We start from the raw sequence: 24,098 nt of genomic DNA on the forward strand, positions 1-24,098 counted from the left end.
GTATAAGGCGCTATATGCTCTGTAACATGAAAACGGTAAGAGTCCCCATCGCCTTAGTGCAAAGCGTTATGCGAACACTGCGTGAAAAATTGCAGCAGGCTAATCTTTATCTTAATACAAATTACCCAGAACCTACTCTACATTATAATCAGAGAGGGACTATTGCAGGCAGTGCCTATTATGCAAATTGGGAGATCCGTATTAATCCTACATTATTGATTGAAAATAAACAGAATTTTATTGAGGAAGTTATTCCCCATGAACTAGCGCACTTATTAGTTAATCGACATTTCGGTCGCGCAGCGCCTCATGGAAAAGAGTGGAAATGGATGATGGAAACAGTATTAGGCGTTTCAGCTAAACGTACCCATCATTTTGATGTTAGTACTGTTAAAGCCAAAACCTTTCGTTATGCTTGCCAATGTGAAGAAGAACATCAACTTACAATCCGCCGTCATAACAAGGTGTTACGTGGTGAAAATCAATATCGTTGCCGTCATTGTCAATCAATTTTGCAATTTATAGAACAATCGAAATTCTAGCCTAATTCACTAGGTAGCAGATCTCAGCCTTGCCTAAAATGCATTTAATTCGAATAAAATTTAGCAAAAAATAAAGCCGATATGTTAGTAAAATCACATCGGCTTTATCTTGAGAATAAATATGTGGGATTGTCTTAGGCAAACTCGCTCATCACATGAGATGCGATTTCAAAGTAAATAATAAGACCTGTACCATCAATTAACGTTGCGATAAACGGTGCTGACACAACAGCTGGATCAATACCTAAACGCTTTAATACCATTGGAATAACAGACGAAACAATTGCACTCCAAACGGTAATGGAAACAAGTGTTAATCCAACAACAATCATCACTTCCATTCCAACGCCTAAGAACCAAGCTCGTACAAAACCCGCGATCCCCATGGTTAACGCAACCATGATGGATGTTGTTATCTCTTTTCTTAAAACAGACCACACATTGCGTAAGCTAACTTCTCCTAACGCCATAGCACGAACAAGCGTTGAGGTAATTTGCGTTCCGCTATTTCCCCCAGTACCAATCAGTAATGGAATAAAGAATGCCAATGAAATGGCGGCTTCTAGTCTATCTTCAAAAGCATGTAATACCGTACTGGTATACGCTTCTGCCACAAACAGCATCAATAACCATACAACACGTTTACGCCATAATGTCACTGGACTGGTTTCTAAATAAGGCTGCTCTAATGGTGACGTTGCCCCTTGCATCTGTGCGTCAAGGGTATTTTCATCTTCAATCAATTCCGCAATATCTTGAGGACGTAACACACCCACTAATTTTCCAAAATGCATCACAGGTACACTGTCTAAACCGCTATGGCTAATCAATTGATATACATCATGTCGATTCTGCTCAGGTGATACAGAGAAAAAAGTTTGACGCATAACATCAGACACAAACAGATCATTTGCCGCGGTTAATAATGATTTAACAGGTAAAATCCCATTAAGATAATTATCTTTATCCACCACATATAAATAGGTTGGAATTAATTCATCTTTTAAATCATTAACCAATTGAGCTTTCACATTTTCAACAGAATCAGCGACAGAAACTGCAATATAAGACTGGCTCATATAAGCACTAACGGTTGCATCATCTTTTAAACGATTATATTGGTCTTGAGTTGAGTTGTTTTGCGGTGTGTTTAAGGATGCATCTGCAACTAATACAGCATCCATTTTGTTTTGAGTATTGAAAGTCATTTTTGTGGTTCCCTATTACTGTTTGTGTTTAGCAAATCAGTTCTCCATAGGGGCGAAACCAGAAGCGAGAATGCAAAAGCTATCTACACGTCTCGGTTTTAGCACTATACAACGTATCCGATGAATACTGGAAGTTACATGGGGATATACCTTCGGTCGATATATCCTGTCCTAATCTTGGGCGTCTCTCGACGTCGTCAGATCAGTAACCTGTGTTTGTATAGGAGCCTCGCCTAACGAGATACTGCCATTTTCTTGCGAATGCGGCGCGCATTATAACCACTCACATTATAATGGAAAGCACGATAACGATTTTGTTTAAGTTCTATTGAAAATGATGCCAAGAATATTCATCAGGCAATTAAATAACATAATTTCATTTTGAACTAATATATAAAAAGAAATAAACCTCTTCTACGAAAGTAAAAATCGCATAAATCAGAGGTAATTTGTTTATTAATTGATTATTTAAATGCTAATTTTTGCACTCTTATTTCTTCTGCTTGTGAAAATATCTCTTTTACCGTTTTACCATCTAATGATTGGCACATTTTACGGGTGATCATATCGCCATTCTTATGACGCCCTGCAATCACTAAATCATTAAAATTAATATCATTAAGGATCGCTAATTCTATTGCTTCGTCAAAACGTGCTTGCTCATCAAGGGGGAGAGAATTACGCATTTCAACAATTGACATACGTAATGACTCTACATTAGAGCCATCAAGGGTTTGTTGAGGTTTTTCACAGCCAGATAACATGACACTAAACAAACAAATAACTAACAATTTTTTCATATACCCCCCCTTACCCAATCAATAGTTTAAATAATAGCAGAATGTTTATAAGGAAACTTCACACTGATTAAAATATATTTTTATTAACTCCTCCATTTCAATACTTTTATTATTCTGAATAAATAAAAATGGAGTTTAATTTAAAATAAAGGGGGGTATTTTCCAGATTAATACCACATTTAATGGGAAGAATAGACATAAAAAACCCCGTTAATAAATTAACAGGGCAAAAAATAGAAAAATAGAAGGAAAGAGTTTAATCAAAAGAGATTATGCTAGCTCAACATCACCTTTTAAACGGCAACTACACGCTAACACATAACCTTGCGCAATCTCTTCAGGCGTTAATGTACTAGTGCTGGAAACATCATAATCACCACTAATAATTCGCGTTTTACAACTGCCACAAACTCCTGCACGACAAGCAGCAAAAACAGGCACTTTATTCTCTTCCATTGCCGTTAACAAAGTAACACCAACAGGAACTTTAATTTGCGATAATGGATGACGAATAGTCATGGTTAATTGTTCATTTTCATCAACGCAAACAGGTTCATCACCAAAACGTTCCATAAAGATATTCTCAGCTGGTACACCAAGATTTCTTGCAAAACGTCCTGTGTCTTCCATGTAACTATTTGGGCCACAACACATAACAGTGCGACTCGCAATATCAGGTACTAATGCAGCTAATTTTTCTTGAGAAATGCGACCACTAAATATCCCTTTATTATCAGGTAATTTAGGCATCATAATAAAATTGAGATTATAGGGATACGCATTGGCTAATTCGATCCACTCTTTCTCAAAGATAAACTGGCTTTGCTCACGAATATTAAAAATAACTGTAATATTCGCTTTAGGTTGAGTATTTAGCAACCAGCGTGTCATCGACATCACAGGGGTAACACCACACCCTGCGGCTAACATTAAATAACGAGCATCTTCTTTTCCTGCACAAGTAAATTCACCTTGGGCATCAGATAACCAAAGATAATCACCTGGTTTGACTTGTGATGTTAACCAACCTGAACCAATACCATTTTCTAAACGGCGAACAGTTAAAGTGACAAAAGGGCTTAATCCTGGAGAAGATGAAATGGTGTAAGCACGCATTGTTTCATCGCTATTATTGATACTAACCAATGCAAATTGGCCTGGTTTGTATGAATAAAAGTCGTGATTAATTAAATTTAATGTCCACACTTCAGGGGTTTCCTGAACAATTGAGTGAACTTGCATACGATTAGGGCAAAGGGAACTTGGCATCGTCATGGATATTTATTCCTTACCGAAGCCCGTAGGCCTCGGCAATGATGATGAATTAAACGATTAAGCTGAAAGGATCTCTTTAAGATCTTGTTCTGGTGTAGTGATAGAGCGCATACCGAACTTCTCATTTAAGATTGCCAGCAGATTGTCTGTTAAGAACGCAGGTGCTGTAGGGCCGGTATAAATGTTTTTTACGCCTAATGAAAGCAGAGTTAATAAAATAACAATCGCTTTTTGCTCAAACCAAGACAAAATTAAGGACAGTGGTAAATCATTGACACCACAACCTAATTTTTCAGCTAGATTAACTGCTAGCATAATCGCAGAGTAAGCATCGTTACACTGACCCACATCAAGTAAGCGTGGTAACCCTTCTAAAGTACCAAAATCTAATTTATTAAAGCGGTATTTACCACACGCCAATGTCATAATTAAACAATCTTGCGGGATTTCTCTTGCTAGATCAGTGTAATAACTACGTTCACCACGGCTACCATCACAACCACCAACCAAGAAAACGTGTCGTAATTTTTTCTGTGAAACTAAATCAATCACTGTATCAGCCGCATTTAATAGTGTTTCACGACCAAAACCAACCGTAATTAAATGCTCAATTTCACTATATGGGAAACCCTCTAATGATTGAGCTTGTTCAATCATTTCAGAGAAATCATCACCTGTGATGTGTTTTACACCCGGCCAGCCAACAATACTGCGAGTCCAAATACGATCACCGTAATTACCCACATTAGGATCAATAATACAGTTTGATGTCATTAGTACAGGACCTGGGAATTTCGCAAATTCAATTTGCTGATTCTGCCAACCACTACCATAGTTACCCACTAAGTGTTTATATTTTTTAAGTTCTGGGTAACCATGAGCAGGTAACATTTCACCATGAGTATAAATGTTGATACCTTTACCTTCAGTTTGCTCAAGTAGCATTTGTAAATCTTTCAGGTCATGACCTGAAATTAATATTGCTTTACCTGCAACAGGACGCACATTAACCGCAACTGGCGTTGGGTTACCATAAGCTTGTGTTTCACCTTTATCCAAAATTGCCATAATGCGGAAGTTCATTTGACCAATACCCATCGCATTTTCTAACAATTCATTCATATCAGCAGGATCAGTTCCTAACCACGCCATATAGCGGTGATACTCTGCATAAATTTCATTATCGTATTGGCCTAAGACATGCGCATGTTCCATATAAGCAGCAGCACCTTTTAAGCCATATAAACACAGCATACGTAAGCCATGAAGATCATCACCAATCTGTGCTTTATCACCATTTAAGGCAAATAGCTGGGCTTGTTTTTGTAAACTGTCTAAATCATTTCCAGCTAATTGAATTTCAGCTCTTGGATTAGTGACCTGAATCGCTGCATTTTTTGCTAAGGTACGAGACTTCAGACTTTCACGGAAATAGATAGCTTCTTTCGCATAGCCGACAATGCGATCAGAATCAAAGTTGACGTTAGTTAACGTAGAGAAAAAAGCGCGAGGCGCAAAGCTGTCTACATCATGATCAATAATATCAACACTACGTGCCGCTAATGCCCAGGCAGATAGTCCTTCTAATACAGCAACCAATAAATCTTGAAGATCTGAAGTTTCTGCTGTTTTACCACACATACCTTGCGCATAGGCACAACCATTACCTACAGGCGTTTTCATTGTTTGTTCACATTGCACACAATACATATCGTATTCCTTCTAATAAAAGATAACGCTTTATTTTTATAAGTTGCATTCTATATGCAACATAAGAATACGCCATTTTTATCAGAGAGAAAGTGCAATATTGAATAATTTAAATGTTGTTTGATCTAACGCAATTTCTAGCAAATCTTTTAATATTTTTTTTTTATCTTTTGATTTCACATAAATCTAAAGCCTGATTTTTTGAACAGATTGATTAATCGCATTACACCTTTGATAAGAAAATGAGAAAGAATATTGAAGAATAACTGATGGGGTATTTTTTGTTTAATCATATAAAGAGTGAGAGATGAAACGATTAAATTAATTCAATTTTGTTAAATCAGTAATATTCATTACTATTTTTTATAGTTAATATCACCTATTGCATCAATAGCTAATCAAATTATTTCATTTGATATATGTTATTAGCACGAGTATTACGAAATGAAATTATAAGTTTAAATGATGCTCACCCCTACATTGGAGATTAAAAATGATTAAACTAAATAATGTTCCATCAGAATTTCGTCCTCTAGAAAGCTATAAAATGCTAATTGGAGGAGAATGGGTAACTAGCACATCGCAAAAAACAACTAAAACCTATAGCCCTGCAACCGGTGAATTATTAAGTGAATACCAATCAGGAAGTGCCGAAGATGTCGATCGCGCCGTCACTGCCGCACGTAAGGCATTCAAAACATGGAGTAAAACATCTCCAGCAGAGCGCCAAACCCTCTTATTAAAAATTGCAGATCGCTTAGAGCAAGAGCAAGAACGCTTTGCTTGGATCGAATCATTAGATAATGGTAAGCCACTCAATGAGTCGAAAAACATAGATTTACCTGCCTCTATTGACCATTTTCGATATTTTGCAGGCGTGATACGCTCTCATACCGATGAAAGTGCCGTCCTAGACGAAAATACCATTAGCCTTGTTATTCGTGAACCCATTGGCGTAGTTGGACAAATTATTCCATGGAACTTCCCATTATTAATGGCAGCATGGAAATTGGCGCCAGCAATTGCCGCGGGTGATACTGTCGTAATTAACCCAGCAACACTGACTTCCCTTTCATTATTAGAGCTAGGTCGTATTTTAAATGAAATATTACCAGCTGGTGTAATTAATATTGTTACGGGACGTGGATCTGTTGTAGGACAAGCTATTTTAGAGCACCAAGATATTGATAAACTGGCGTTTACAGGTTCTACCAATGTGGGTTATACCGTAGCAGAAGCCGCAGCGAAAAAAATGGTTCCAGCAACACTGGAATTAGGCGGAAAATCAGCCAATATTGTTTTCCCTGATGCAAATATGAAAAAAGCGGTCAAATATTCAGCATTGGCAATATTGATGAACCAAGGACAAGCTTGTGAATCAGGTTCACGTCTGTTCTTGCACAAAGATATTCATGACGACTTTTTGAAAGCATTAAAAACTGAATTTGAGAGTATTCGTGTCGGTGATCCCCTTGATCCTAATACACAAATGGGTACACAAGTTAGTCAAGATCAAATGGATACTATCTTAGGCTACGTTGAACTCGCAAAAAAAGAAGGTGCAACTGTTTTAACTGGTGGTGAACGTATTACGGGTGAAGGCTACGATGATGGATTCTTTGTTCGTCCTACTATCATCATTAACGCAACTAACCAAATGCGCGTTGCACGAGAAGAAATTTTTGGGCCTGTATTATGTGTTATTCCATTCGATAATGAAGATGAAGTGATCGAAATGGCAAATGATTCAGAATATGGACTTGGTGGTGGTGTTTGGACTCAAGATATTAACCGAGCCTTACGTGTTGCAAAAGCAGTAAGAACTGGTCGTATGTGGGTTAACACTTATCATGAACTCCCAGCTCACGCACCATTTGGGGGTTACAAGAAATCAGGTTTAGGACGTGAAACACATAAAATGATGTTAGATGCTTATAGCCAAGTGAAAAACATCTTCATCAGTATGAAAGAATAAGATTTTCTCTCTTTTCTAAATTCTTATAAATATAATATCTATACTCATCTCTTCGCCTTCTCCCCAGAAGGCTTTTTATTATCTATAATTTCTCACACTTTAAGTTATCACCATAAAAAAAACCGTATGCCAAATTCTAAGTGCATACGGTTTTTTGTTGTGTTTTTTAGCCAATAAGTAAGAACGAGTTACTCTGCTTCGGCTTCTTTTTTGCTCACTGAATGAGTTTCTTTATCTAACCCAATATTATCAGCGTTAACATCTTTTATATGATCTTTTGTTAAGCGATAAACAACTGGGCTCAATAAAGCTAATGCAATTAAGTTAGGAATAGCCATCATTGCATTGAGTGTATCGGCCAATAACCACACAAACTCTAATGATTGTGTTGCCCCTACCGGTAATGCAATCAGCCATGCAATACGAAATGGCATAATAGCTTTAGGTCCAAAAAGATATTGCACACATTTCTCACCATAAAAACTCCATCCTAAAATAGTAGTAAATGCAAAAATGGCTAACGCTATGGCCACAATATAGTTACCACCCGGAATAGCGATAGAGAATGATGCGGCAGTTAATGTCGCTCCACTTTGTCCTGTTAGCCATTGTCCTGTAATAACGATGGTTAATCCCGTAACAGAACAGACGATTATGGTATCAATAAATGTCCCCAACATCGCAATCAAACCTTGGCGAACAGGATTTTGTGTTTTAGCTGTTGCGTGTGCAATAGGTGCACTACCCAATCCTGCTTCGTTAGAGAAAACACCACGCGCTACACCAAAACGGATCGCTGCCCAAACGGCTGCACCAGCAAACCCACCTTGAGCAGCAACTGGAGTAAATGCTGATTTAACAATAAGGACAATAGCATCAGGAATGGCTGTCACATTTAGCGCTAAAACAACAATACCAGCACCAAAATAGCCAACAGTCATGATAGGAACTAATTTACCCGCGACATCGGCAATACGTTTGATCCCACCAATGAGTACCGCGCCAACTAAGACAACTAACACAATGGCGGTAATGGTAGTTGAAATACCAAAATTACTTTGTAATACATCTGCGACTGAGTTAGCTTGCACCGTATTACCAATACCGAAACCAGCAAAGCTACCAAAAATAGCAAAAACGGTACCTAACCAAACCCACTTTTTACCCAAACCATTCTTGATGTAATACATTGGGCCACCAACATAGTTCCCGTATTTATCAACTTCACGAAAACGCACCGCTAATACAGCTTCAGAATACTTTGTTGCCATCCCCACTAATGCCGTCATCCACATCCAAAACAAAGCACCGGGGCCACCTAATACAACTGCCGTTGCAACACCGGCGATATTACCTGTTCCGATAGTTGCTGAAAGTGCCGTCATCAATGCATTAAAGGGCGATATTTGTCCTTCGCCTCTTTTATCATTTTTTTCAAATAGAAGTTTAAATCCTGTACCTAATTTTCGGATAGGTAAGAAACCGAGCCGAAACTGCATAAAAAGACCAATTCCTAGAATACCGACAAGCATCGGCACTCCCCATACCACGCTATTTATAGCGCTTAATATATTTGTGATGAAATCCATAAATTACCCTTTCTCGTCCAAAATGTTATATAAATATGTATTTTTTGTTATCAATTACACTAAAGATGAAAAAGTGAAAATATGCTAGAAAAAAAAACGACTAACTCTAAAATTGATTACGTTATGTGAGAAATATCACTTCAATACAAAATTACGCTATCATTATGTTCATTGTTACAATACATAAATCAAAGTTATGCATAACCGTAAATCTATCCAAAATAGCCAAAATGAACGACGTTTTAATTTATTCAGAAAAGCTCAAGAAACCAACCTTGCGCCACTGAAAGTCCTGCTACTGTCTGCCATAGTCGGTTCGCTTGCTGGATTAGTGGGTGTTTTATTTGAAAAAAGTGTGAGTTGGGTTATAAACTTCAGACAAGAAGAACTCGTCAAAACCTTCACCAATCCTTATGTTCTGGTAATTATTACATTGTTATTTTCCTCTGTTTTAGCCATGCTCGGTTACTATTTAGTGAAAAAATTCTCACCTGAATCAGGAGGATCTGGTATCCCTGAGATTGAAGGGGCAATGATAGATATTCGCCCTGTTCGTTGGTGGCGAGTATTACCAGTAAAATTTATTGCCAGTATTGGAACATTAGGTTCAGGCATGGTATTAGGTCGTGAAGGCCCAACGGTTCAATTGGGTGCCAATATTGGTCAATTGGTTAATGATATTTCTCGCTTAAAAGATAAAGAATCACGTCACACATTATTAGCAACCGGCGCAGCTGCCGGATTAACAGCCGCTTTCAATGCACCTCTTGCGGGTATTTTATTTATTATTGAAGAGATGCGTCCTCAATTTAAATACAACCTTATTTCTATTAAAGCGGTTTTTATTGGAGTAATTATGTCATGCATTGTCTTTCGCCTATTTAATGGTGAAGGCGGTGTCATTCATATTGGTAAATTTTCATCAGCCCCACTCAACACACTTTGGTTATATTTAGTCTTAGGTATGTTATTCGGCGTTATTGGCGTTATATTCAGTAAATTGCTTTTTTATGTTCAAACTCAGTTCCAACATTTTTATCAAGATAAAACTTCACGTTTTGTTTTAACTGGCGGTATTATTGGTGGACTTTGTGGCCTATTGGCACTTATCATTCCTGAAATTACTGGCGGTGGATTTAGTATTATTCCAGCACTCAGTACCGGACAATATTCTCTTATTGCACTGTTACTTTTCTTTATTTTACGAACGATCACATCCATTATTAGTTTTGCATCTGGCGCTCCAGGTGGCATATTTGCCCCCACTCTCGCATTAGGCACTCTGTTTGGTAGTGCATTCGGATTAATAGCAACATTACTTTTCCCTGATTATCAAATTCAAATTGGTACTTTTGCCATTGCTGGTATGGGAGCTTTATTTGCGGCAACAGTAAGAGCACCACTAACTGGAATAGTTTTAGTCTTAGAAATGACAGATAATTATCAGCTTATCCTTCCAATGATAATCACCTGTTTAGGAGCGACAATGTTGGCACAGCTATTAGGTGGTCGCCCTATTTATACTGTTTTATTAGAACGCATCTTACAAAAGTCTGAAACAAAAGAACAAACAGACCAAGCTGATGACATTAAAAGTGATAAATCACCACAACAATAAAACAGACTTTAACAGATAAAAAAATACCCCAACTAAAAAATTGGGGTATTTTGAAATAAATGTTATGACCTGAATTATTTTTTACGCGCAATTAATGTCGCAAAATTCAAAGCAATACGATTACCATTAGCATCAGTTTTATGTAAATGACCAGGGTTTTCATTATATTTAATAATTTCCCAGTCTTTATAGTAATCCGCTAATTCGCCTTGGCGTAAAAAAGTCTTAAAAGGAATTTCAGCAGGATCACTATTCGCTGTTTCAACCGGACAAACAATCACATTAATACCATTACTATTAGTACATTCTTGCATATTTTTAATAATGCTTTCAATGCGTTCACGTTGGCAGAACATCAACACAACGGTTGAAATAATAATGTCATATTTTTCAGTCAGTGAAGCTTCATTTATATCGTATAAACCGCTTTTTACTGCAAAACCTGTTTTAGCTTTAACGGTTTCAATCGCATCAATATGAGAGGCATTAATATCTAATGCAGTGACATCATACCCTTGAGACGCTAAATAGAAGCTATTACGTCCACGCCCTGCACCTAAATCCAAAACCTTGCAAGGCTGAGTCAATGTTGCCATGTAACGCACTTCAGAATGCGGTAGTGATAAGTCATTTTCTTTAAAAAGTTTATCTTCTGGCGCACATAAAAATGAAAGCTGGCAACGTACATCATCGCTCGCTTTATCAATTTTATGCCATTGTTGAGGCTGAATGAGTGGAGGTTGATTTTCCGTATCACAATCCACCGAAATTTGCGAACCGTCATCATTAAATACAACAAATGTCATATTACCTTGCAGGACTCGCATTTGAGCATAAGTGCCTTCTTTTGTATTGTGGCGTTCTAATAACGCCAAAGGAATTGATGTTCGTGTCCACTCTGGCATTGTTTTATAACTAACAAGTTCCATAATTCAACCTCACTTAAGATGCATATTAAATACATCTTATGGTAATCATTATCGTTCGTAAAGATAGTTTGAACAAAATTATGATTTTAAATATTTGTTTAAAAGCAAATCTGTCACATCTGATGAAGAAATAGATTCTCCACATAATACCTTCATCATAATTTCTTTACCTAACGACGCTAAAGAAAACAACATATCAGGACGTAATCGGCTGATCTTATCTCTATTTTCATCTTGATTAATAATGGTAATTAACTTGGCATCAACATTAGAACATTCTTGGATAGTGAGTAGGATAAAGGTATTTTCAGCATCACTTTCAGATAAAGTTGCTACCCAACTGGCTTTAGCAATATTAGCGGATTGCAGTGTCTTAAGGTTAGTCGGATCACCTTCAATAATGTTAGCTTGCGTATCATAAACAGCTTTACTTTTATCAGTACAAATCGCAATAACCGGTTTTCCCTGCTCTCTTAATCCCTTTTCTAATTGTGAAGCCAGTGCCGAAGAGCCAATAATAATAAAATGATTATGCATTTTAGCGATCCTTTTCTTAACAATCTCACGAGTCCCACGAGCAAGAAATCCCATGACATAAACAATAGATGTGGTAAAAACGGTTATTCCCAAGATCACAACAGTCAGTGTAAATATACGTGCATTTGTACTAATTGGCACAATATCGCCAAATCCCAATGTCGTCATACAGACAATAGAAAAATAAAATGCATCCATTAATGTTGTAATATGAGGCCTGAACTCATCCCCGATATAAAGGCTTCCTAACATTGAGAATAACAGCAAAGAAAGGATACAGATAAAAGCCACAAAGCCAGCACTCGTTAAACTATGATGTGGAAAGGCTCGCCAACTGATTAATAATCCAATTACCAAAGCAAATGAAAAATAAGCCTGAAAACCAATTTGCTGATAAACCGCAACATCAAGAAAAACAATGGTAGCTAATAAAATAAGAGAGACACACCATGCGATCCTTGCACCTAAATACATAAATATTGAAAGCAAGATCAGCGCACAAGCTAACATCACTTTAGGTATATCGAGAAGCTTTAATACACCCAATGATTTAAGCCATGCAGAAAAGCCGTGTATTTCCCAATCCAGATAAATACCACGGGACAACAAAATTGAGTAAATGATAAATATACCATTCAAGATAAGTAATAAAGACATCGTCTTTCTTGTCACTTTAGATGTCTCTATCACATTTAATATTACGGATAATTTCATATTAGGTATCGTGAATACTCAACTAGTTATTTAAAGGAATATTATCTAATCCTTGAAATTTAAAAGGCTCTGCTGGCTTAAAATGGCTTGTTGCATTAGCTGAATAAATGATTGATTGCTCTTCACCTAATGGTAACACCATGACTTTCCCGCTTTCCTTTGAAAAATCAATTTCCTTTAAGTTAACCCAAAAAGTATTCGGTGATAATGCTGATTCGAAAAAATATAATTGATTCTTATGATCAGCCACAGTTCTCCAGCGTGTAGATGAGATTTCTGGCGACTCAGCGGTGCTTAATCCATAAGGAACAGAAACATTTCTGATCACACCAAAAACACTAGCAAGCGATTTTTTACTCGATTGAGCCTTAGGGATAGCATTCACATAAAAAGAAGCTCTGGCAAAACGATCAGATGCACGATTCGTTCCTGGTAACATCACGGTTCCACCAATTTGTTGCCAATAACTATTTAATGCTAACTGCTCGGAAAAAATAGGTGAATTCGTCATCACTTGATACTCTTTGCTGTGATGAATGACTTGTTTGCCGTTGATATATTCAATAATAGCACTATCACCAGTAGCATCCGAAAGAGAAAGGTGTAACGTCGCCATTCTGTCCTGTCCTGGTACCTTATCTGTTAAAACAATAAAAGGTTCACTTTCTAATGCTGTCACGGCTTCTTCTACAGTAGCAAAATTATCTAGCACATACTGAGCCCATGCTGAAATCGAAATAGCCGGTTTTTCTTTGGTATAAGCTGGATAATCTGATTCCGCCAACCATAATAAATTAGCGACCAATCCTTTTTCATTCATACCATCTGTTGTTGAAATATCATAACCGGATGCAACAACACTTCCATATTTAGATGTCCATTTAATTGAATTATCACCTGCCTCTCCTGAACGTTGCATACCTTGTGGAAATGTCCATAAATTGGTTCCAATGTCATATTTCCAATCCATTGAACGAGCTGTAATGACTTGATTATTATCACCTAAGTAGACAAGTCGGGTACACGCATCAACCTCTGACACACCTGCTGTTAAAAAAGTAGAAATAAATAGAGTACCCAAAAAAGTATGACGTAATTTTTTCATTATTGACTCTTTTTTCGTTAAATAAAGGGATAAGGATATGAACATGCCTTTGTTATGATCCTCTTTGTTCTTACCTAAAATAGGTAAAGCGTCAAAATAAATCTTAATTAACCCTATGAAAAAATAAGAACTATTACCTAAGTATAAGGCAATAATTTTCAATCGCGCATAAAAAAACCGATACACTAAGGTATCGGTTTAAAAATCATATAAAGTCATATGGGGCTTTATTGCATCACAAAAAAACGTTCAATTACGCTTTTTTTACACCTTCAACTGAGATAATTAGTTCGGCTTCTTGTGATTTTGGCCCTAAATCTGATTTAATATTAAATTCTTTTAGGTTTACTTTACCTGTTGCTTCAAAACCAGCACGGTAACCTTTCCAAGGATCCGTTCCTTCGCCAATTAATTTTGCATTTAATGATACAGGCTTAGTCACGCCATTTAATGTTAAATCACCAACCACTACATAGTTCTCACCTTCACGAGTAACGTTGGTTGATACAAATCGTGCTTCAGGATATTTGCTCACATTAAAGAAATCAGCACTACGTAAATGTTTATCGCGCTCAGCATGATTTGTATCTAAACTTCCTGTTTTGATCACAACATCAACTTTATCTTTTGATGGATCTTCTTTGTCATAACTAAAAGTACCATCGAAATCTTTAAATGTGCCATATAACCAGCTATAGCCTAAATGTTGGATACGAAACTGTACAAATGCGTGCTGACCTTGTTTATCAATAGTATAATCTGCGGCTAAAGCAGTGCTCGCATTAAATAACAACGCACCAGCTGTTAAACCCAATAAAGCTTTCTTAAACATGGTTATCTCCATAATTTTGTTTTATAAATTTAACTATTTAGTTCGCATTCCTAGCATGCGTTTTAACGTTACATCTTTATCAATAAAATGATGTTTTAAGGCACCAGCCACATGTAATAGTGATAACAAAATAACTGACCATGCTAAATAAAGATGAATATCACCGGCTAAATCTGCTTGCTCGGCTCCCCCTGTAAAAATAGCGGGTACAGAAAACCATTCAAATACAGATATCGCTTGACCATCAGCAGTGGAGATTAAATAACCACTAATGAGAATAGAAAATAAAATTAAATATAAGAGCATGTGCGCGATATGAGCACTAATGCGAGTAAATTTACTGTAGCTTCCTAATGCTTTAGGTGGTGGTGATATCCAACGCCATATCACACGTACTATTAGGATGATAAATAAAAGAATACCGATACTTTTATGTATTTCAGGTGCTGAATGATACCAATTATCATAATAACCTAGCGTCACCATCCATAATCCTAAAGCAAACATACCGTAGACAGTAAGTGCTGACACCCAATGCAAAAGGAGTGACAAGTACCCGTAGCGAGAAGTGTTATTTCGCCATTCCATAATAAAAACCCAATAGTTTTTAATTCATTAAAACAATGTTACCTAGTTTAGTGTATTGGGAATAAAATGTTAGTATATAATTCAACAAATAATTTGCTTATCTTTATCAATAATAATCAATATGTAACAATCTCTTATTAGTCACCTAGTTGATTATCTAATCAATAGTATTGTTGAAACATCGCTTATGGGCAAAATAGAATAAACACATTGCTGATTTATAACATTCAATAACAGGAGAAAATATAAGAAAAAAATAATGTCTAAAAATAAGGTCAATACAACTATTGTACAACCTTAATAACAATTGTATATTTTACTTATCCTAAATTAGAACTAATTAAACAAAATACAATGATAATTAAAGGTACAGTAAAAAAAACGGATAACCAACGCATTTCACGTACAACACCAAAGATAATACCCACAATACATACAAAAAAAATAATAGGCATCATTTCTGAGTAGTGATCATGAAAATAGTGCATTAATAAATTAATCCACGGATGATCGTTTTGCATATAAAAGTTTCAACCAACATAAGTATATTTAAACTAAGATAGTCATAAATTACTATCATTAACAAATAAAACAAGTGTTGTATTATGAATATCAATCATTGCGCACAAAGATATTAAAATACTTCAACTTCTAAATTACAACAACACCAATAATAAAAAATAATATTCTAAGTTAAATTAACAACAATATAAAATGAAATAGGTTAAATAAAACAAAATAGAAAAAATAGAAACGATATTGTTATTATCCCCACCTTAACAAAATGAAATGTTAATTTCATTTAATTTCAAATAAAGAAAATTAATTTCGATAAGTGATAATAAAACCAATAAAGAATAAATAAAATAGAGTTTTAAACATCAAATAATTACCTTTAGGTTGTTCATTTACTTTTAATTAACTCTATATTTCATTTTAATTGCTATTAGCTAAAAACATTCAATTTCAACTCAAAAAACACTACAATTACAGCAGTATTTTTATTGAGGGCACTATGTCTACTGCAACAAATCTGAATGAACTACAGGAACAAGTTCGCTCCCGCTATAATGGATTAAGTAAAAGGCTACAGCAGGTTGCACATTATCTACTTGATAATAAAAACAGTGTGGCATTTGATACAATTGCAATCCTTGCAGATAAAGCAAATGTTCCTCCATCGACATTAATTCGTTTTGCCAATGCGTTTCATTTCAATGGTTTTAATGAAATGAAACAATTATTTCAGCATCACTTGATGAATGAAATGGTAAATGAAAATGAAAATTTAACTTATAAACAGAAATATAAAGAGGCCCCCCCTAATCTGAATGAGCCTGCCTATGTTTTGCAAGAATTTGCACAAGCAAATAGCCATTCATTGCAACAATTGGCAAATCAGACTCACAGAGAAATGTTAAATAAAACAGTACAGTTACTCGAACATGCTGAAACAATTTATATTTGTGGATTTCATCATTCATTCAGTGCTGCGAGTTATTTTTTTCATGCCCTCTCGCACATTCCTTGCGAAACTGTCTTTGTAAACAGCTTAGGAGGAATGTACAAAGAGCAATTGAGAAATATTACATATCGGGATGTACTTTTTGGCATTCATTTCCATCCATACTCAGATGAAATGCAAAAAATGTGCGAGATGGCAACATATAAAGAAGCTAAACAAATTATTGTTACAGACAGTCCCATTAGTCCACTGGCAAGTTTGAGTGACGTTTGTTTAACGGTAAAAGAAGCTCAAATAAAAACCTTTCGCTCTCAAACATCAACAATGTGTTTGCTACAAGCGATTTCTGTTGCTTTTGCCTTTAGAAAAAAACATTAATTAACACTTATCCAAAACTGCATTTTAATGAAAATGCAGTTTTTTATTTAATAACTTATTAAATATAATATTATTTAATAGAATATTTTTGCAGTAATCAATCATATATTTTAAAAAATATAATTTTATTTAAAACTATTTTTAAGAGTATTTCCAGAATGTTTTATTTGTGATGAAAAAAACAATCATTTAGCATTGATTTACGCCAAAAATTCCTTTCAAAGGGTTAAATTAAATGTTATTTAAAAAGTTATTTTTATTCTTTCTATTATTCCCTTCATTTTCGCATTCAAATGTAGATTCAATAAAAGAAAAGGAAGAAATACCTATTATCGTTAATATTCCTAGTATTTCATTAGGTGATAATAGTAATTCTTCAGGTAATGGTTCAATTGCAATAGGAGTCAATAGCCAAGCTAAAAATACACACTCTGTTGCTATTGGTCATAATGCATTAGCAACCGAAGAAAATACGGTTTCATTTGGTAACACTGAAAACGGGCAGACATCGAGATTAGTTAATATTAGTGATGGTAAAAATAATACAGATGCCGTTAATCTTATCCAAACTAAAAAAATGGTAGAAAAAAATAGAATAACAACAAATAATGCCATGAATCAGCTAAAAAGAAGTATTAGTACAGATATTAATGAGCTCAAAACTCATGTTAATGATTTTGATCACTATTACAGGAAAAGACAAGCTGAAATCACAGACTCAATTGCAAATTTAGATAAAAAAATCATCTCATTAGAAAAGAAAGTATTTGCAGGTATTGCTTCATCTGTTGCAATGACGAATATTCCTTATCTTAGCCATCACACCTTAAGTGGAGGAATTGGTATTAGTAACTACCGAACTGGTACAGCTTTTGCTGGGGGAATACAATATAAACCTAATAATGACATTGCATTTAGATTAAATTCTTCAATAAATAGTGAACAAGAAATCATTATCGGGGGAGGATTAGCCTATGGTTTCTAATTACTTCTATTTCTATAAATAAAAAATAAAAATCATGTTATTAATTAAGCAGTAATAAATATATTCTATTACTGCTTTTATTACATTTCTTTCAAAAAGAGGTTTTGTAGATAGTCAAAATTCAATAGTCACACTTAAATTAATAAATTTATCTTTATAATTATTAATGTATTTTTGTATTATAAATTATTTTTTATATAATAAGATTATAACTTAGTATAAAAAGGAATAAAAAATGCATTATATATTTCGAAAAATGACATATAAAGATATCAACTCAGTAGCAACATTATTACAGGAAAATTCAGAATCTCAACAAGGCGGATTATATGGCGAATACCCACAAAACAAAGTTGAGGCAATGTACCAATATAGTATAAATACTATTATTGCAATTAATCAAGAAAATATTGTTGCTGTGGTTTTCAGCTTCCCTGTCACATCTTTCTCAATTCCGCCTATTGCTCAAGAAATTAATCGACGCTTCCCAGAAATAACACAAAACAATTGGTTTTACGGCCCTGTTTGTATTGATAAATCGCACCGAGGAAAATCATTATTAAAAGATCTCTACCAGCAGATCTGTTCTTTACATGGCGGGCACCCTATCGCATTTGTTAATAGCGAAAATATTCGCTCACTAAAAGCACATCAAAAGTTAGGCATGGAGATAGTTAAAAATATTGAGTTTAAAGGAACATCTTGGTGGGTCATTAAAGGATAATGAAAACAAACGAAAGAAAAGAACTTACACTAGCTATTATGCAACTTTATAGCTAAAAAAAGAAACTTTAAGCTATTTTTGCAATCATCATCACAAAACAATAAATATCATTATAAATCAATTAATTAAAATTATTCGTAAAAAGTTAATCTATTCTTAACAATATTTCAACTCCTATTTTAGCTGTCAAATTGCTTACAATTTGACACTATTCTGTGATCTCCCTTTCAATTCTTGATCTTTCGTTAACTTACTTTTTGATCTTATGCAAAAGTATAAATAAGATAAAAGACACCAATTCGAAAGTAAACGTAAAATAGGAGGAAGCAATGACTGTTTCCCGCAGAACTTTTATCAAAGGGCTCGCAGCCAGCGGTGCAGCAATGACTGTTTCTACCCCTGTTATTGCTAATTCAGGAAGCACGGTCTCTAACACGCAATCTCGTCCGGAAAACGCCCCTAACCTATTAATTGTTTTTCCTGATGAAATGCGAGCACACGCGTTACAGTTTATGGGAGAAGATCCTTCAATTACACCAAATCTGAATAAATTTGCGAAACAAGCCAAAGTAATGACACAAATGGCTTCAAATTACCCTCTTTGTTCTCCTTTCCGTGGCATGTTTATGACTGGGCAATACCCTGTTCGCAATGGCATTACAGGAAATGCACATGATTATGGTGGCAAAGTAGGTATTGATCTATCTCCTTATGCAAAATGTTGGTCTGATGTTTTAAAATCTCTCGATTACAGCACTGGCTATATTGGCAAATGGCATCTTGATGCACCTTACGAACCATTTATTGAAAGTTACAATAATCCAATGGAAGGTCGTTATTGGAATGAATGGGCAGCTCCTGATAGACGCCATGGTTTTGACTTTTGGTATTCTTATGGCACCTACGATTTACATTTAAAACCTATGTATTGGGCAAACGATACTCCTCGTGATAAACCAATTTACATTGATCAATGGGGACCTGAACATGAAGCTGATATGGCAATCAAGTTTCTCAAAAATGAAAACAATCAATTTAGGGATAATTCAAAACCATTTGCATTAGTGGTTTCAATGAATCCACCTCATTCGCCTTATGACCAAGTACCGAAGAAATACCTCGATGCTTATCAAGGTAAAACATCTAAAGAGCTCAACACTCGCCCGAACGTACAATGGGAAAGTGAATACCAAGAAGGCTATGGGCCTCAATATTTCAAAGAATACATGGCAATGGTCAACGGTGTTGATGAACAATTTGGTCGCATCGTCGATGAATTAGAAAAACAAGGCCTTGCAGATAATACTCTCGTTGTTTTCTTCTCTGATCATGGTAGTTGCTTAGGATCAAATGGACAGGCAACAAAAAATAATCCTTATGAAGAATCCATGCGTATTCCTATGATGTTTCGTTTACCGGGTAAAATTAAACCAGGTTCTGATGATGCACTAATGTCAGCTCCTGATATTTACCCGACAATCTTAGGACTACTAGGCTTATCCGAATGGATACCTGATTCTGTCGAAGGTAGTGATCTTTCAGACCGAGTGGTCACAGGAAAAGGCGACACAGCAAACTCACAGCTTTATCTTTTTATTCCTTATGGAGAACCTTCATTTGGTAAACGAGGTGTCAGAACCAAAACACATACACTGGTTATCGATAGACAAGATGGTCAACCATTGAAATATACCTTATATGACAATGTGAATGATCCTTATCAAATAAAAAATATTGCCAAAGACAATATGCCTTTAATTGAGAAATTAATTAAAGAAGAACTTACCCCTTGGTTGGAAAAAACAGGAGATTCTTGGCGCGCCTCTGAATTTATTACGGCAACAACCAATAAATTAAATAAAACAATATCGACATGTAAATAAAAATAATAAAAATATCTGCGCCATTATTTTATGGCGCTATATATAAACCCAATTCGCTTATATAAAAATCCTTTTAATAGAATAAAAGGAAAGACGTCCTACACCTAAAAATTGACATTAATAAAAGCGAATAAAGAATTGGATATATACCATGAACAAACTTCGTATTGCTCTTTTCTTACCTCTTCTTGGCTTAGGTTTAACTTCTTTTCATTCTCAGGCAGCTAATGTCAACGCTATGTTTTCTTGGGAAACAGCAGATTACGACACACCCAATAACTATGCCGGTTATCGTGTTGATTTTAATATTAATCCAGAAAAATCTAACTGGTATTTCGATGTCGGCTTTCGCCAACGTGAACATGACAATAAAAACCGCTACCAACGTTATGATTTACAAGGTAGTTATCGTTTTAAATTAAACAATGGTTGGATCCAACCTGGTTTGAAAATCCGTCAAGATCTCACTAATTATGATAACGGCAGTCGCTTAACTATTGATTTTTATGAATCAAAAACCAATTACCAATTTCCAATTAATAAAGATTGGGTTTTAACAGGTAGTGTTTTATTTGGCTTACAAAAGAAAGAAGATAAACGTAGCAATGGCGTCACAAATACGGATTATTTAGGCTGGGAAATTGAACCTGGTCTACGTTATTTTGTTACCCCAAATATTAATACTACTGTTGCTTATTTTGATGGTGGTAAGCAAGCAATACGACATGAAGAATACGACACAAAAGAAACAAACCATAATCAACAATTACGTATGTATGTGAACTGGACAACACCAATAGGATTAATAGTTTCTCCATCAATGCGTAAATCTATTTTTGGAAAAATAGAAGATAGAACAAATAAAGGCGTATATATCGAAAAAGATATGACACGTTATACCCTACAAATGGCTTATCAAATATCACCTCAATGGCGAGTCATGACGGAATATTATAATGAACGAGTTGAAAATAAAAATGATGGTAGCAAATCGACTCAAGATTATTTCAAAGTTTCATTCCGAGCAACATTCTAATAATTAAAATCATATAATTGTTCATGGAGTTATATTGTGAAAAATAAAAAATTGTTATTTTTGAGCGCGGCTATTTTATCAGCTATTTATGGTTCGGCATGGGCGACAGAATGTGATCCCACTTTAAATATCTGTGAAACAGTTAATGTTAATGACGGTAATACGGCTCAAATAAATAAAGATGTCACTGTTTCTCAAGGTGATGGCGTTGTATTTAATGGCTCATCAACAGAATATAAAGCTCAAGCAATTACAAAAAATATTACTGTCACTGGTGATGGTGCAAATGGCCTCAAGATAAATCAAGGTGCTTCTTTTAGCAGTAATATCAACTTAAATGGCGCTAACGTAACCAGTGAAAATGGTACAGCCATATTGGTTGAAGGCGATTTCCCTAAACGAGGTACTGGCGTTTATGTAAGAGACGGTGCCATTATTCGTGGAAAAACTGCAGCCATTGATTTTAGAACACTAAAAACAGGTTTTAGAAGTGATGTAAATGGTGAGATCCACGGCGATATATTAGGAAATGGTCACGCAGATACTAAAATAAATTTTGCATATCAAGGTGGTGCTCAAAATGCTTTATTTGATGGATATCAAATCACGGGTGTTCCATTAATTGAAAACCATGGCAATTTAACTATCCAAGGAAAAGATAAAACGATTCATTGGGAAGGTAATTTCATGAATAAGGAAAATAGCCAGTTAATTTTCCGTCTTGATGATAATACCAATACTGATGAAACTATTCTTCATGTTGACGGTGATGTTACTTTTAAAAAAGGTAGCCAAGCTAAATTAGATTTTAAAGGCACCAGTGTCGATAACATTATAAATAAAGATATTGTTTTGATCTCTTCCAATTCAGCGATTAAAGATGAAGCTGGAATTACGGTTACTGACGCCAATGCCATAGCACCAGATGTATCTCCATTATTAGAAAAAACAGATTCATGGTTAGAGACTACACCGCCTAATATTAGTGGTGGTGTTAGCGGTAATCAATTAGTTGCACGTTATGGTATTAGCTACGAAGGTGGTAATAATTTTATTAGTGCTGCTGAACGTGGTGGCGTCAATGAAAATGGATTAGCGGCAGCTAATTTTATTATTCCAACTGTTTTAAATGAATTTAACAATACACGTAGTCAAGTTTCAGATGAGGCTTTGAGTTTATTAGTTGCTGCTGGAAATGACGATAATAATATTGCCTCATTATCAAATGATTTAGCCCCTATTGCTGATGGCAGTGATATTCAAGCGGGATTAATCATGGTTGAAGATATGCGCAATAATATTGCACACCGCTATTTACGCTATGATAACCAATTGCCAATTGAAGAGAGAGAAGCAGGCTGGAACAGTTGGGCCAATATACTGTATGGTTATGGCACACAAAGCAATCAAGGTGGAATTAACGGTTACAACACTTATCGTACTGGTATTCAAATCGGTACTGATTATGAAATTAATCAAGATGCTCTTATCGGTGTTTCATTTGCTTATAACTATGCCAAGGCTGACGCAAAACAACGTAACGCAAGCAAAGAAATTAGCCATTTTGAATTTATGCCTTACACCGGTTGGTATAGTGACACATTATTCCTAAGCGGTAATCTAAATATTGGTTATTACACTGTCGATAGTGAGCGAGATATTGGTGGCAATACTGGATGGGAAGGAAATACCAAAGCAAAAGGTGATTATTCAGGTGTGCAATTAGGTTATCAAATTAATGCTGGAACTCATTTTGATTTTGATTTCATCCATATTAAACCGATGCTGACTTACCAATATCAATGGCTCAATATTGACTCTTGGGAAGAAACAGGCTCTGCCTTATCTATGCGTACTTATGGCCAACGCTATGCTGTTAATCAATTAGGTGGCTCAGTTGCTTTATGGAATAGCTATCAGACTGCTTATGGAAAATTAACCCCATCTCTTAACCTTCGTTATTTCAAAGATATCGCAGGTGACAATAATATTAATCAACGCCACAGTTTGACTTATTTTAATACTGGAGGAGAGACCTTTGATATTAAAGGAAATACTGTTGGTGGTGACATTATTAGTGCGGAATTAGGTGCCAATCTCGATATCACTCAATCATTAAATTTAGGCACAACAATCGGCTATCAGCGTTATGACAAATTTAATGAAGGACGCATTGGTTTCACTGTTAGCCAGCGTTTCTAAGGA

The 24,098-nt window shown here is 35.4% G+C and carries 20 protein-coding genes and 1 riboswitch; of the genes, 9 read left to right on the plus strand and 11 right to left on the minus strand.

The window, feature by feature from the left end; all coding sequences use genetic code 11:
• Positions 1-26: 26 nt before the first annotated feature.
• Positions 27-542 (plus strand): SprT family zinc-dependent metalloprotease, encoded by a 516-nt coding sequence (locus ABN217_RS07125; protein WP_141650204.1) that lies wholly within the window; start codon positions 27-29, stop codon positions 540-542.
• Between the two features lie 134 nt (positions 543-676).
• On the opposite strand, the gene mgtE is transcribed toward ABN217_RS07125, so the two are convergent.
• The 4 genes from mgtE to hcp form a co-directional block, all read right to left on the minus strand.
• Entirely contained in the window at positions 677-1,750 is a 1,074-nt protein-coding gene (gene mgtE / locus ABN217_RS07130; RefSeq protein WP_196553986.1) for a magnesium transporter, read from the minus strand.
• A 76-nt stretch (positions 1,751-1,826) separates the two neighbouring features.
• Positions 1,827-1,998, minus strand: a riboswitch (M-box (ykoK) riboswitch).
• A 216-nt stretch (positions 1,999-2,214) separates the two neighbouring features.
• Complete coding sequence (locus tag ABN217_RS07135) at positions 2,215-2,550, minus strand: DUF6694 family lipoprotein (RefSeq protein ID WP_036935025.1); 336 nt, start codon at positions 2,548-2,550, stop codon at positions 2,215-2,217.
• Between the two features lie 270 nt (positions 2,551-2,820).
• Positions 2,821-3,825 (minus strand): NADH oxidoreductase, encoded by a 1,005-nt coding sequence (hcr, locus tag ABN217_RS07140; RefSeq protein ID WP_197268949.1) that lies wholly within the window; start codon positions 3,823-3,825, stop codon positions 2,821-2,823.
• A gap of 57 nt (positions 3,826-3,882) precedes the next feature.
• On the minus strand, positions 3,883-5,535 hold the full coding sequence (hcp, locus tag ABN217_RS07145; protein WP_197268948.1) for a hydroxylamine reductase: 1,653 nt from the start codon (positions 5,533-5,535) through the stop codon (positions 3,883-3,885).
• A 493-nt stretch (positions 5,536-6,028) separates the two neighbouring features.
• Here hcp and ABN217_RS07150 point away from each other — a divergent pair, with 493 nt between their 5' ends.
• Positions 6,029-7,510: an aldehyde dehydrogenase family protein gene (locus tag ABN217_RS07150; RefSeq protein WP_349459255.1), complete on the plus strand. Its 1,482-nt coding sequence runs from the start codon at positions 6,029-6,031 to the stop codon at positions 7,508-7,510.
• 188 nt (positions 7,511-7,698) lie between these two features.
• Here the strand turns inward: ABN217_RS07150 and ABN217_RS07155 are convergent, their stop codons facing one another.
• Entirely contained in the window at positions 7,699-9,099 is a 1,401-nt protein-coding gene (locus tag ABN217_RS07155) for an alanine/glycine:cation symporter family protein (protein WP_197268947.1), read from the minus strand.
• Between the two features lie 196 nt (positions 9,100-9,295).
• Here ABN217_RS07155 and clcA point away from each other — a divergent pair, with 196 nt between their 5' ends.
• Complete coding sequence (gene clcA / locus ABN217_RS07160) at positions 9,296-10,717, plus strand: H(+)/Cl(-) exchange transporter ClcA (protein WP_197268946.1); 1,422 nt, start codon at positions 9,296-9,298, stop codon at positions 10,715-10,717.
• A 74-nt stretch (positions 10,718-10,791) separates the two neighbouring features.
• On the opposite strand, the gene tehB is transcribed toward clcA, so the two are convergent.
• The 6 genes from tehB to ABN217_RS07190 form a co-directional block, all read right to left on the minus strand.
• Entirely contained in the window at positions 10,792-11,646 is an 855-nt protein-coding gene (gene tehB, locus ABN217_RS07165; protein ID WP_197268945.1) for an SAM-dependent methyltransferase TehB, read from the minus strand.
• 78 nt (positions 11,647-11,724) lie between these two features.
• Positions 11,725-12,840: an NAD-binding protein gene (locus ABN217_RS07170; protein WP_241253968.1), complete on the minus strand. Its 1,116-nt coding sequence runs from the start codon at positions 12,838-12,840 to the stop codon at positions 11,725-11,727.
• Between the two features lie 79 nt (positions 12,841-12,919).
• The gene (locus ABN217_RS07175) at positions 12,920-14,005 is read right to left on the minus strand and encodes a linear amide C-N hydrolase (protein ID WP_196554033.1); all 1,086 of its coding nucleotides are present in this window, start codon (positions 14,003-14,005) and stop codon (positions 12,920-12,922) included.
• Positions 14,006-14,255: 250 nt separating this feature from the next.
• A complete protein-coding gene (locus ABN217_RS07180) occupies positions 14,256-14,834 on the minus strand; it encodes a YceI family protein (RefSeq protein ID WP_072069302.1) in 579 nt (192 codons plus the stop codon).
• Between the two features lie 33 nt (positions 14,835-14,867).
• Complete coding sequence (locus ABN217_RS07185; RefSeq protein WP_115350697.1) at positions 14,868-15,422, minus strand: cytochrome b; 555 nt, start codon at positions 15,420-15,422, stop codon at positions 14,868-14,870.
• A 320-nt stretch (positions 15,423-15,742) separates the two neighbouring features.
• A complete protein-coding gene (locus ABN217_RS07190) occupies positions 15,743-15,943 on the minus strand; it encodes a hypothetical protein (RefSeq protein ID WP_196553977.1) in 201 nt (66 codons plus the stop codon).
• Between the two features lie 494 nt (positions 15,944-16,437).
• Here ABN217_RS07190 and ABN217_RS07195 point away from each other — a divergent pair, with 494 nt between their 5' ends.
• From ABN217_RS07195 to ABN217_RS07220, 6 genes are all read left to right on the plus strand, one after another.
• Positions 16,438-17,265, plus strand: a complete 828-nt coding sequence (locus tag ABN217_RS07195; protein WP_196553976.1) for a MurR/RpiR family transcriptional regulator — start codon at positions 16,438-16,440, stop codon at positions 17,263-17,265.
• 235 nt (positions 17,266-17,500) lie between these two features.
• Positions 17,501-18,250: a hemagglutinin gene (locus ABN217_RS07200; protein WP_196553975.1), complete on the plus strand. Its 750-nt coding sequence runs from the start codon at positions 17,501-17,503 to the stop codon at positions 18,248-18,250.
• A gap of 235 nt (positions 18,251-18,485) precedes the next feature.
• Positions 18,486-18,974 (plus strand): N-acetyltransferase, encoded by a 489-nt coding sequence (locus ABN217_RS07205; protein ID WP_197268942.1) that lies wholly within the window; start codon positions 18,486-18,488, stop codon positions 18,972-18,974.
• 329 nt (positions 18,975-19,303) lie between these two features.
• The gene (locus ABN217_RS07210) at positions 19,304-20,857 is read left to right on the plus strand and encodes a sulfatase-like hydrolase/transferase (protein WP_197268941.1); all 1,554 of its coding nucleotides are present in this window, start codon (positions 19,304-19,306) and stop codon (positions 20,855-20,857) included.
• A gap of 151 nt (positions 20,858-21,008) precedes the next feature.
• On the plus strand, positions 21,009-21,893 hold the full coding sequence (locus ABN217_RS07215) for an OmpG porin family protein (protein WP_072069308.1): 885 nt from the start codon (positions 21,009-21,011) through the stop codon (positions 21,891-21,893).
• A 36-nt stretch (positions 21,894-21,929) separates the two neighbouring features.
• Positions 21,930-24,095, plus strand: a complete 2,166-nt coding sequence (locus tag ABN217_RS07220) for an autotransporter family protein (RefSeq protein WP_197268939.1) — start codon at positions 21,930-21,932, stop codon at positions 24,093-24,095.
• Positions 24,096-24,098: the final 3 nt, after the last annotated feature.

This window comes from Proteus sp. fly-1067 (assembly GCF_040139345.1).
GTDB classification, from domain to species: Bacteria; Pseudomonadota; Gammaproteobacteria; order Enterobacterales; family Enterobacteriaceae; genus Proteus; species Proteus vulgaris_B.

Bases quoted from the DNA above. Each gene is read 5' to 3' on its own strand.
- hcr (WP_197268949.1), bottom strand. From the start codon at position 3,825: ATGACGATGCCAAGTTCCCTTTGCCCTAATCGTATGCAAGTTCACTCA.
- hcp (WP_197268948.1), bottom strand. From the start codon at position 5,535: ATGTATTGTGTGCAATGTGAACAAACAATGAAAACGCCTGTAGGTAAT.
- ABN217_RS07185 (WP_115350697.1), bottom strand. From the start codon at position 15,422: ATGGAATGGCGAAATAACACTTCTCGCTACGGGTACTTGTCACTCCTT.
- clcA (WP_197268946.1), top strand. From the start codon at position 9,296: ATGCATAACCGTAAATCTATCCAAAATAGCCAAAATGAACGACGTTTT.
- ABN217_RS07190 (WP_196553977.1), bottom strand. From the start codon at position 15,943: ATGCAAAACGATCATCCGTGGATTAATTTATTAATGCACTATTTTCAT.
- mgtE (WP_196553986.1), bottom strand. From the start codon at position 1,750: ATGACTTTCAATACTCAAAACAAAATGGATGCTGTATTAGTTGCAGAT.
- ABN217_RS07125 (WP_141650204.1), top strand. From the start codon at position 27: ATGAAAACGGTAAGAGTCCCCATCGCCTTAGTGCAAAGCGTTATGCGA.
- tehB (WP_197268945.1), bottom strand. From the start codon at position 11,646: ATGGAACTTGTTAGTTATAAAACAATGCCAGAGTGGACACGAACATCA.
- ABN217_RS07150 (WP_349459255.1), top strand. From the start codon at position 6,029: ATGATTAAACTAAATAATGTTCCATCAGAATTTCGTCCTCTAGAAAGC.
- ABN217_RS07200 (WP_196553975.1), top strand. From the start codon at position 17,501: ATGTTATTTAAAAAGTTATTTTTATTCTTTCTATTATTCCCTTCATTT.
- ABN217_RS07170 (WP_241253968.1), bottom strand. From the start codon at position 12,840: ATGTCTTTATTACTTATCTTGAATGGTATATTTATCATTTACTCAATT.
- ABN217_RS07135 (WP_036935025.1), bottom strand. From the start codon at position 2,550: ATGAAAAAATTGTTAGTTATTTGTTTGTTTAGTGTCATGTTATCTGGC.
- ABN217_RS07215 (WP_072069308.1), top strand. From the start codon at position 21,009: ATGAACAAACTTCGTATTGCTCTTTTCTTACCTCTTCTTGGCTTAGGT.
- ABN217_RS07195 (WP_196553976.1), top strand. From the start codon at position 16,438: ATGTCTACTGCAACAAATCTGAATGAACTACAGGAACAAGTTCGCTCC.
- ABN217_RS07210 (WP_197268941.1), top strand. From the start codon at position 19,304: ATGACTGTTTCCCGCAGAACTTTTATCAAAGGGCTCGCAGCCAGCGGT.
- ABN217_RS07180 (WP_072069302.1), bottom strand. From the start codon at position 14,834: ATGTTTAAGAAAGCTTTATTGGGTTTAACAGCTGGTGCGTTGTTATTT.
- ABN217_RS07205 (WP_197268942.1), top strand. From the start codon at position 18,486: ATGCATTATATATTTCGAAAAATGACATATAAAGATATCAACTCAGTA.
- ABN217_RS07155 (WP_197268947.1), bottom strand. From the start codon at position 9,099: ATGGATTTCATCACAAATATATTAAGCGCTATAAATAGCGTGGTATGG.